Origin of the sequence: Marivita sp. (assembly GCF_965656765.1) — a bacterium.
GTDB lineage: Bacteria > Pseudomonadota > Alphaproteobacteria > Rhodobacterales > Rhodobacteraceae > Marivita.
Genome location: NZ_CBFHLV010000091.1, coordinates 1 through 9,247 on the forward strand (window position 1 = coordinate 1; position 9,247 = coordinate 9,247).

Below are 9,247 nucleotides of genomic sequence, written 5' to 3' on the forward strand. Positions count from 1 at the left end.
CGCAAGGGGCGTTACGTGTATTGGGGCATCCGCGAACATGGCATGTCGTCCGCGATGAACGGTATGGCACTGCACGGCGGCATTCGCCCGTATGGCGGCACGTTCATGTGTTTCACCGATTATGCTCGGCCCGCGATGCGGTTGTCGGCATTGATGCGTGTGCCCACGGTTTACGTGATGACACACGATTCCATCGGTTTGGGTGAAGACGGCCCAACACACCAGCCGGTCGAACATTTGGCGATCAGCCGTGCGACACCCAACACGCTGGTGTTCCGCCCAGCAGACACTGTAGAAACCGCTGAGGCGTGGGAAATCGCGTTCACACAGACCAAGAAGCCGTCAGTGCTGTCGTTGACCCGGCAGAACCTGCCGACCGTCCGGACCGAACATAAAACCAAGAATATGACAGCTCAGGGGGCTTACGTGTTGGCCGATGCCGAAGGTAAGCGTCAGGCGATCCTGATGGCGACCGGGTCCGAGGTCGAAATCGCGATGGCGGCACGCGACATCCTGCACGCCGAAGGGATCGGAACGCGGGTTGTGTCGATGCCGTGCTGGGAACTGTTTGAAGAACAGGACGAGAAGTACCGCAAACGCGTTTTGCCAGGCGGTCCGGTGCGTGTCGCGGTCGAGGCTGGTATGCGTTTTGGCTGGGATCGGTGGCTATTTGGTGAGCGTGGCAAGCGTGAAAAGTCCGGATTTGTCGGCATGCACGGTTTTGGTGCGTCGGCCCCTGCCGAGACGCTTTACGAAAAGTTTGGCATCACGGCGGATGCGGTTGCGCAGAAAGTGCGCGATCTGGTCGAAGGTCGCTGGCAAGCTGACCCCCGCACGTAAACGATTTGGCGGCTCCGGAGTATTTCGGGGTCGCCAGTTTTTGGTGCACCGATGCCTGGGCAGACCGCATTGACGCGTTTCTCTAAGCGACTTTCAAATCCTTGGCACATCACAGCGCTTTACAGTGGGCGACGCCCGTTGCGACAGCGTCGACGCATTACGGTTGACGAGCAAACGCACCGGATCGCGATTGCAGAAGACAACGAACTGATCCCCGTTTTCCACCAAGGTAAAGCCACGGCTGTGTACCTCGTGTACAAAGGCATCGCGACCTGCATAACGCTCCACGTCACGGACAGCCCGGTGAATGACCCCACCACGCCCTACGGCCTTGGCCGAGAACATGTTGTTTATCCAGTTTGCGGATTCAAGATATTTGGGCACCGTCATAACGCCCATGATAGAGCGTTACTGGTTAAAATTGCCGTAACACCGCTCAGACACCTTTGGGCATGACCGCCGACCAAACCGGGCCGATGATCTTGACGCCAATGGGTATAAGGATCAGCCCCCAAATCAAGCCAAGCACAAAATCAACTCCGGCTGTGATCGCCCACTCCACAAAGCCTTGGCCGCCACCATAGGCAACTGCAAGATGATGAATGGCGTCTTCTGGCCAATGCCAACCCATCTGGGCCACGGAATGCACGATGATTGATCCGCCGACCCAGAGCATAGCCGCCGTGCCCACCACTGTGAGCGATTTGAGCAACCACGGCATGAACTTCACGATGCCGCGCCCCAGCGCTCGTGTCAGCCCCAATCGGCCGACTTGACTGAGCCACAAGCCGACATCGTCCATCTTAACAATCACTGCCACTGCGCCATAAACGCCTGCGGTCACCATCACACCGACCAGAGCCAAGGTCGCGCCTTGCATCCAGATGTTGCCCGCTTCGATCACCGACAAAGCGATGGTCATAATCTCGGCCGATAGAATGAAATCCGTCTTGATCGCACCCTTGATTTTTTCTTCCTCAAGATGAAGCGGATCTTCGATGTCATGGCTGCCATCGGGACCACCCGAATGGTCGTCATGGGGCATCAGCACATGGGCGATTTTCTCGGCCCCTTCGAAACACAGATAACTGCCACCCAGGATCAACAAGGGTGGGATCAACCACGGTGCAAAGGTCGATAGCAGCAAAGCCGCGGGAAGCAGGAATACAAGCTTGTTGATCAGCGACCCACGCGCAATGCGCCATATGATTGGTAATTCTCGGGCCGGCTCGAATCCATGCAGGTATTTTGGCGTCACTGCCGCGTCGTCAATCAAAACGCCTGCTGTTTTCGAGCCTGCCTTGGCTGCAGCTGCGCCGATATCATCAATCGATGCCGCTGCGACTTTGGCAATGCCTGCAACGTCATCGAGAAGGGCCAACAATCCACTCATACCTGCGCTCCGCTGTCTGCTTTGCCCAAGACATAGCGCCCCGGGCCATGGGCCGCCAGCACAAGACAGCCCCCCGCAATCGCCCAGTTCTTGACGAAGATGCTCATTTGCCACGGATCCGATGGGATCAGATGAAATACGCTGGTGACGGCGCAGTAGACCGCCAGAGCCGCCGCCACGGGACGGACCGCCCATCCAACCAAGACAGCCAACCCGGCCAATCCGTTGAACACCAGTGCGGGCCAGACCAGGATGGCTGGAAGCCCCAACCCAGTCAAAAGCGCCATCGCCGGGCCTGGATCAACGGCCTTTTGCGCCGCGCCTGACAAAAACAGGACTGCGATAAGGCTTCGGCCCACGAAGACCAAGACATCCATCTGGCGTGCCATTAATTCCGATTCCGCAACATCCCCCCGGTGTTACCGCAAACCGTCTAGCGACGTTAGCGCCATCATGCGCGGCCTTGTCACCTTTTGCGCTAACATATTGTGAAAAAACATATTTTTACTTTGCGATTGCAGCATGCACCCGTATACCGCGACCAATCACGCTGCGCAGGAGGCACATCCATGACTGTCACTTTGGGAATCAACGGATTTGGTCGGATCGGCCGGTGCACTCTGGCGCATATCGCGGAAAGCTCACGCAATGACGTTCAGGTTGTCAAGATAAACGCGACCGGCCCGATCGAGACCAACGCCCATCTACTACGATATGACAGTGTACATGGCCGGTTTGGCGGCGACGTGACGATCAAAGGCAACACGATGGATCTGGGCCGTGGCCCGATGGAGGTTTTTTCGACCTACGATCCGCAAGAACTTGACTGGTCAGGCTGCGATGTCGTGCTCGAATGTACCGGAAAATTCAACGATGGCTCCAAAGCTGGCGTTCACATGGAGCGCGGCGCGAAATCAGTTCTGATCTCTGCTCCTGCCAAGAATGTTCAAAAAACCGTTGTTTACGGCGTCAACCACCGCTCATTGGTCGAAGGTGACACGATGATCTCAAACGGGTCGTGCACCACGAACTGTCTGGCCCCTCTGGCCAAGGTGCTCGACGAGGCGATTGGAATCGAGTCAGGCATCATGACAACGATCCATTCCTACACCGGCGATCAACCGACGCTCGACCGACGTCACGCCGACCTTTATCGCGCACGCGCGGCCGCGATGGCGATGATCCCAACTTCAACCGGTGCAGCTGCGGCGTTGGGTGAAGTGTTGCCAAACCTCAAAGGCAAGCTGGATGGTTCTGCCGTGCGCGTGCCAACACCGAACGTGTCTGCTGTTGATCTGACCTTTTATGCGGGCAAAGACGTCACGGTCGACGACGTCAACGAGGTGATCCGAGAGGCCGCGGCGACCCATATGGGCACCGTTCTGGCCTATGATCCGGAACCGAAGGTGTCCATCGACTTTAACCACACAACGCAATCGTCTATCTTTGCGCCGGACCAAACCAAGGTAGTTGGCAAGCGTATGGTCCGTGTTCTGGCGTGGTATGACAACGAATGGGGATTCTCGGCGCGCATGGCCGATGTCGCCGGAGCTATGGGGCGGTTGCTGCACTAAACGCAGTCGCTCCTCTTTGGTTATTTTGGTTTCAGCGCCTTAAGAGCCTGCTTTAATACAATAAACGTCTTTCTAAACACGATATACTTGGCCCGTGACGCTTGACGCGTTTGCGGGCCGTGTTGGTTGCTCTGTTCAAAACTGTCGCCACAGACGCTTAATGCGGCGCTGCAGCATTAGCATTAACAACGCCCTCTCCTAATTTGAAGCGCAGTACCGCCACGCATCGCTTCGGAGTAACGGCCTTGTTCCAGATATTCTCGGGCATTTGGGCCCTTTTGATCGGCATCGTGTTCATCATGCTGGGTAACGGCATGCATTTCACACTGATCGGATTGCGCGGCGGGATCGAAGGGTTTTCGGCCACGGATCTGGCGATTGTTGCTTCCGGCTATTTCCTTGGGTTCTTGTCCGCTGCGCGACTTACTCCGGGCATGATCCGCCGTGTGGGTCACGTGCGCGTGTTTGCGGCGCTTGGCAGTTTTATGTCTGCGGGCCTTATTGCCTTTCCGCTGTTCACCGACCCGATCCTGTGGACGGTGCTGCGGGTACTGGTCGGGTTCTGCATGTCCGGTATCTATGTGACGGCGGAAAGCTGGCTCAACGCATCCGCCACCAATGAGACCCGCGGCAAAGTTCTATCAGCTTACATGATTGCCCAGACGCTGGGCATCATTGGCGCACAGGGGCTTCTAACACTGGGGGACGCGGCGACCGCCGGTTTGTTCATTGGTGCGTCCATTCTTGTCTCGATCTCGTTCGGCCCGATCTTGCTATCCGTCACGCCGACACCCGCGGCAGATGTCACACGCCCTATGCCTTTGCGAACCCTTTTCAAAAATTCACCGCTGGGTACAGTCGGGATCTTTCTATTGGGCACGATATACGCGACGCAATCAGGGATGGGCGCGGTTTATGGCAGCCAAATCGGCATGAGCGCGAATGAAATCGCATTGTTCATTGCGATGCTCTTCGGCGGGGCCCTTTTGCTGCAATTTCCCATCGGATGGTTATCCGACCGCATGGATCGCCGCAGCCTGATCCTTGGGTGTGCGGTCCTTGGAGCCACGTTCTGCGTGCTGGGCTGGATCAACGGCCCAGACATTTGGATGTTGATGGCGGCTGCCTTTCTGGCGGGAGGCGTGACAACTCCGCTTTATGCGCTGCTGTTGGCCTACACGAATGACGCGCTTGATCCTGCGGATATGCCGGCAGCATCAGGCGGGCTGGTGATGATTTTTGGGATTGGTGCCATTCTGGGGCCGCTTGCCGCCGGGGCCGCTATGGAGTCGTACGGGCCACAAATGTTCTGGTTGGTCCTGGGCGTGACCTTCGTCGGTATCGGAGCCTATGCACTCTACCGGATGACACAGCGTGCTGCCGCACCGATTGCAGACTCCGACAGCTATTTAGGCGTATTGCCAACCGCATCACCTGTTGCGGTTGAGGCAGCTGGAGCCTGGGCCGTTGAACAAGCAGAGATCGAACGTGAGGCAGATACCTGACGATGCAACTCAAGGCGCATCATCGCACCAAGACTGGCGGTTTTTAGCTCTAAACCAAAGTTGGACAGGTCCTGTATTGAACTGCTGATCAATGTTTTCTCCCCCTTCGAGGTGCCAATCTGGGTTCATCGGCGCTGCATGTAGCTGCACCGCATGACCCTTAAAGGAGACCTCAAATGACACGTATTCTTGCTCTCGCGCTTGCGCTTGCCCTGCCCGCTTCAGTTTTTGCATCCAGCGACGATGCGTTGACCACAGAACGCATGACTGAAATCCGCACCAAGTTGACCGCCGAAGGCTACGAGGTGCGCAAGATCGAAATGGAGGACGGCATGATCGAAGCGTACGTTCTCAAAGACGGAGAGCGTCTTGAGCTTTATCTCGATGCCGCGCTGAACGTGGTCCGCACAAAAGCCGACGATTGATCGCCTGCTGGTCCGCATGATCCATGCGGACCGCCACTCATTCTTCGGAGCCTGACATGACAAAGTATACAATCTGGGATCCGTTTGTCCGGATCTTCCACTGGTCCCTGGTGGCAGGGTTTGCCGCCAACGCATTGTTCACCGACGATGAAAGCAAGCTGCATGAAAACATCGGCTACGTCCTTGTGGCCCTGATTGCGGCGCGGCTGGTCTGGGGCATGGTTGGTCCGCATTACGCAAAATTTGCATCTTTTTGGCCAACCTCAAAAACCATCACTGCACAGGTGTCCGATATGGCCACGGGCCGGAAACGTTTGCATCTTGGCCATACACCTTTGGGTGCGCTGATGATCTTTAATTTGCTTGTGGCGGTGTTGCTGATTGGATTGACCGGCTGGATGATGACGACGAACGCCTATTGGGGTGTGGATTGGGTTGAAGAAACCCACGAGGCCTTGGTAACTTGGGCCGAGATTTCGATTGTGCTGCACATTCTTGCGGTGATCTGGGAAAGCCGCCGCACAGGCGTCAACCTGCCCCGCGCCATGATAACCGGTGTCAAGAACGTGCCGGACGGAGCCAGAACAGACCCGTGACCCTGCATTCCTCCACAAAACCGATGTCTTTACTGGTGTTGATCGTCGCGCAAGTTCTTTGCGCGGCGTTCTTCCTCTGGGACGTGGCGGTAGATGGGTTCGACATGGGGTTTGGTGCCTTCGTCTCGAGCCATTTCGTGATCGAGCTTTTGGCTGTGCTGGCTTTGATTGCGGGCGTCGTTTTCGAAGCGCGATATCTTTTCGCTCTGCTGCGCCGCAAAGCGCACCTTGAAGAGCAACTTGGATTGGCCGCAGGCGCGTTTCACGACATCGTTGACGCAAGGTTTGAGGCATGGGCGCTGACGCCATCCGAACGCGATGTGGCATTATTCACGCTCAAGGGCTTCGGCATTGCCGAAATCGCGGAACTGCGAGGGTCAGCCGAGGGCACCGTCAAAGCGCATCTGAACGCAATCTACCGCAAGGCCGGAGCCACCGGTCGCGGGTCTTTTATCGGACTGTTCATCGAAGACCTGATGTCGATCCCGCAAGCGACGAAAGACCAGGCTGCGTGACAAGCCTGAACCGCTCTGGCATGGTGCGCGCAAGTGCAAAGAGGCGTGTGTGCAATGACCAATTCACTGGCAATCGGCTTGGGCCTGTTGATCCTTGGCGGGATTGGAATTGACGCCTTTCTGACAGGCGGTGAAGGCCTGTTGTTTTTGGCCGCCAAAGGGGTTGATTTGCTGGACTGGATCGCTTTCTGGCGCTGATCTGATGACTAGCGCAGATCCCGCAGCGACTTGGGACGCAAGCTGGCCTGCGTTTCCGCGAAGGGCAGGTTCATATTCCCATCCCCCTTTCGCACCACGATGTCATGATAGTAATTCCAGTTGTGCATGTTCGCTTCGGTCAATGGTTTGAAATACATCGCGCCATCGCCGTACGTTAGATCATACAGGTTCTTCCAATTGTTCATGTAAAATCGCGCCCGTTCGTAATCTAGAACCCGGGCCCCGTCGCCATCCTTGATGAGGGTATTGATGTGCTGCGCAAAAGGTTCGAACCGTGCCGCCTCTGACGTGATAAAAATCAGCGAAACAAACGCCTTTTTATCCACCTCGTTGCGCTGCGGCCCTGCCACGCCCAACGCCGCATGGATATGGGTCAGGTTAAATGGATGCGGCATCGGTTTGTTGGCATAGCTTTCCTCTGCCGCAGTTAATTTATGCCCGTTGATGGTCTGCACATAATACGGTGCTGCGGTCTGAATACCGATCGTCACGGATTTCGATTTACCGTTGAGCGTGCCGCCAAGTGTAACGTCAAGAACGACTGGGGATCGTTGCGAAAAGGATGTGCGCAATGCCTTGATCATATCAAGATATTGCCCGCCGAGAATATCAAAGTTCAGTGCCATGGTCTGTCCTAAAATGATATGCGGCAGAACTGGTAAATGCCCTGAAAAATCAAAGATGGGGAACTGGTGCGCCGCAAGAACGTCTGTAAAACAATGTTCCTATGTTACGCAGAGGGCAGTACTTGTGTCAAAAATCGAAAGCTATGTAGGCGTGTTTACGCACTCTGCCCTGATCGGACGACAGCAGGCGCATTGCTTGACAGCTTTGCGTTGTTCTGTTTGTTAGCGGTAACAACACTGGGCAGCACACCCTGTCAGAACCAATGAGGACTGTGATATGACCACCAAAGTCGCCATTAACGGATTTGGACGTATTGGCCGCAACATCCTGCGCGCGATCATCGAATCCGGTCGCACCGATATCGAGGTCATCGCGATCAACGATCTTGGTCCGGTAGAAACCAACGCGCATCTGCTGCAATATGACAGCGTGCATGGTCGTTTCCCGGTTGAGGTCAAAACCTCGGAAGACACCATAGATGTGGGCCGTGGACCGATCAAAGTAACAGCAATGCGTAACCCAGCCGACCTGCCTTGGGCGGATGTAGACGTGGTTCTGGAATGCACCGGCATTTTCACCAGCAAAGAGGCGTGCCAGGCGCATTTGGAAAACGGTGCAAGCCGGGTTTTGATCTCTGCGCCCGGCAAAGACGCGGACAAGACCATCGTCTACGGTGTCAACCACGACAGCCTGACAGCCGACGACTTGATCGTGTCGAATGCGTCCTGCACCACCAACTGCTTGTCTCCGGTGGCCTATGTTCTGAATAACGCAATCGGTATCGAGCGCGGCTTCATGACCACGATCCACAGTTATACCGGGGATCAGCCAACGCTGGATACGATGCATAAAGATCTCTATCGCGCCCGTGCCGCTGCATTGAGCATGATCCCTACATCCACTGGCGCTGCCAAGGCTGTCGGTTTGGTTCTGCCAGAACTCAATGGCAAACTTGACGGAGTTGCGATCCGTGTTCCAACCCCGAACGTGTCGGTGGTCGACCTGACGTTCACTGCCTCGCGCGACACCACAGTTGAGGAAATCAACGATGCAATTCGCGCAGCTGCCAATGGCCCTCTCAAGGGTATCCTTGGCTATACCGACAAACCGCTTGTATCGACCGATTTCAACCACGACCCGCATTCGTCGATTTTCCACACCGACCAAACCAAGGTGATGGATAGCAACATGGTCCGCATACTAAGCTGGTACGACAATGAATGGGGCTTCTCGAACCGGATGGCGGACACCGCCGTCGCAATGGGCAAGCTGATCTAAACTGATTTCGGCGCGCTGCCCACCAGCGCGCCGATCTTGCTTGTCTCGCAAAACACTGGCGGGATCGTCATATTGTAAGCCCTCCCCGGAACCTGAGCGCGTCTGCGGAATTACCTTTTCAAGAACCGGAACTGTTCCGGTCAGAAAAGGAGACCTTATGACCGATAGCACGCTCAACCCCGGAAAGACGCATCTCGACCCGATGTTCGACACCGGACCGACCACCCCAAATGATTACCTGCGCAATCTTTACACGCGGATCATAGATGCCAAAG

The 9,247-nt window shown here is 55.9% G+C and carries 12 protein-coding genes; 8 read left to right on the forward strand and 4 right to left on the reverse strand.

Going from position 1 to position 9,247, the window contains the following annotated elements; translation table 11 throughout:
* The coding region (locus tag ACTG4M_RS16265) for a transketolase-like TK C-terminal-containing protein (protein WP_439124715.1) at window positions 1-840 on the forward strand (840 nt) is incomplete at its 5' end.
* A 93-nt stretch (window positions 841-933) separates the two neighbouring features.
* Here the strand turns inward: ACTG4M_RS16265 and ACTG4M_RS16270 are convergent.
* The 3 genes from ACTG4M_RS16270 to ACTG4M_RS16280 are packed head-to-tail and all read right to left on the reverse strand — an operon-like array spanning window position 934 to window position 2,622.
* The gene (locus ACTG4M_RS16270) at window positions 934-1,230 is read right to left on the reverse strand and encodes an N-(5'-phosphoribosyl)anthranilate isomerase (protein WP_439124716.1); all 297 of its coding nucleotides are present in this window, start codon (window positions 1,228-1,230) and stop codon (window positions 934-936) included.
* 46 nt (window positions 1,231-1,276) lie between these two features.
* On the reverse strand, window positions 1,277-2,233 hold the full coding sequence (locus tag ACTG4M_RS16275) for a DUF808 domain-containing protein (protein ID WP_439124717.1): 957 nt from the start codon (window positions 2,231-2,233) through the stop codon (window positions 1,277-1,279).
* Window positions 2,230-2,622, reverse strand: coding sequence for a DoxX family protein (locus ACTG4M_RS16280; protein ID WP_439124718.1), 393 nt, complete (start codon window positions 2,620-2,622; stop codon window positions 2,230-2,232). The genes ACTG4M_RS16275 and ACTG4M_RS16280 overlap by 4 nt, the downstream gene beginning before the upstream one ends.
* Window positions 2,623-2,802: 180 nt before the next feature.
* On the opposite strand from ACTG4M_RS16280, the gene gap (ACTG4M_RS16285) reads away from it, so the two are divergent.
* The 6 genes from gap (ACTG4M_RS16285) (at window position 2,803) to ACTG4M_RS16310 (ending at window position 7,046) form a co-directional block, all read left to right on the forward strand.
* Window positions 2,803-3,807, forward strand: coding sequence for a type I glyceraldehyde-3-phosphate dehydrogenase (gene gap / locus ACTG4M_RS16285; RefSeq protein WP_439124719.1), 1,005 nt, complete (start codon window positions 2,803-2,805; stop codon window positions 3,805-3,807).
* A gap of 245 nt (window positions 3,808-4,052) precedes the next feature.
* Window positions 4,053-5,312, forward strand: a complete 1,260-nt coding sequence (locus tag ACTG4M_RS16290; RefSeq protein WP_439124720.1) for an MFS transporter — start codon at window positions 4,053-4,055, stop codon at window positions 5,310-5,312.
* A gap of 176 nt (window positions 5,313-5,488) precedes the next feature.
* Complete coding sequence (locus ACTG4M_RS16295; protein WP_439124721.1) at window positions 5,489-5,737, forward strand: PepSY domain-containing protein; 249 nt, start codon at window positions 5,489-5,491, stop codon at window positions 5,735-5,737.
* Window positions 5,738-5,793: 56 nt separating this feature from the next.
* Window positions 5,794-6,333, forward strand: coding sequence for a cytochrome b/b6 domain-containing protein (locus ACTG4M_RS16300; protein ID WP_439124722.1), 540 nt, complete (start codon window positions 5,794-5,796; stop codon window positions 6,331-6,333).
* Window positions 6,330-6,848 (forward strand): helix-turn-helix transcriptional regulator, encoded by a 519-nt coding sequence (locus ACTG4M_RS16305; RefSeq protein WP_439124723.1) that lies wholly within the window; start codon window positions 6,330-6,332, stop codon window positions 6,846-6,848. The genes ACTG4M_RS16300 and ACTG4M_RS16305 overlap by 4 nt, the downstream gene beginning before the upstream one ends.
* Window positions 6,849-6,902: 54 nt before the next feature.
* On the forward strand, window positions 6,903-7,046 hold the full coding sequence (locus ACTG4M_RS16310) for a glyceraldehyde-3-phosphate dehydrogenase (protein WP_439124724.1): 144 nt from the start codon (window positions 6,903-6,905) through the stop codon (window positions 7,044-7,046).
* 8 nt (window positions 7,047-7,054) lie between these two features.
* On the opposite strand, the gene ACTG4M_RS16315 is transcribed toward ACTG4M_RS16310, so the two are convergent.
* A complete protein-coding gene (locus tag ACTG4M_RS16315; protein WP_439124725.1) occupies window positions 7,055-7,693 on the reverse strand; it encodes a ribosome-inactivating family protein in 639 nt (212 codons plus the stop codon).
* 277 nt (window positions 7,694-7,970) lie between these two features.
* Here ACTG4M_RS16315 and gap (ACTG4M_RS16320) point away from each other — a divergent pair, with 277 nt between their 5' ends.
* Window positions 7,971-8,972: a type I glyceraldehyde-3-phosphate dehydrogenase gene (gene gap / locus ACTG4M_RS16320; protein WP_439124726.1), complete on the forward strand. Its 1,002-nt coding sequence runs from the start codon at window positions 7,971-7,973 to the stop codon at window positions 8,970-8,972.
* Window positions 8,973-9,247 lie beyond the last annotated feature (275 nt).

Coding starts and splice junctions, on each gene's coding strand:
- ACTG4M_RS16315 (WP_439124725.1), bottom strand. CDS start 7,693: ATGGCACTGAACTTTGATATTCTCGGCGGGCAATATCTTGATATGATC.
- ACTG4M_RS16310 (WP_439124724.1), top strand. CDS start 6,903: ATGACCAATTCACTGGCAATCGGCTTGGGCCTGTTGATCCTTGGCGGG.
- ACTG4M_RS16295 (WP_439124721.1), top strand. CDS start 5,489: ATGACACGTATTCTTGCTCTCGCGCTTGCGCTTGCCCTGCCCGCTTCA.
- ACTG4M_RS16275 (WP_439124717.1), bottom strand. CDS start 2,233: ATGAGTGGATTGTTGGCCCTTCTCGATGACGTTGCAGGCATTGCCAAA.
- gap (WP_439124719.1), top strand. CDS start 2,803: ATGACTGTCACTTTGGGAATCAACGGATTTGGTCGGATCGGCCGGTGC.
- ACTG4M_RS16270 (WP_439124716.1), bottom strand. CDS start 1,230: ATGACGGTGCCCAAATATCTTGAATCCGCAAACTGGATAAACAACATG.
- ACTG4M_RS16280 (WP_439124718.1), bottom strand. CDS start 2,622: ATGGCACGCCAGATGGATGTCTTGGTCTTCGTGGGCCGAAGCCTTATC.
- gap (WP_439124726.1), top strand. CDS start 7,971: ATGACCACCAAAGTCGCCATTAACGGATTTGGACGTATTGGCCGCAAC.
- ACTG4M_RS16300 (WP_439124722.1), top strand. CDS start 5,794: ATGACAAAGTATACAATCTGGGATCCGTTTGTCCGGATCTTCCACTGG.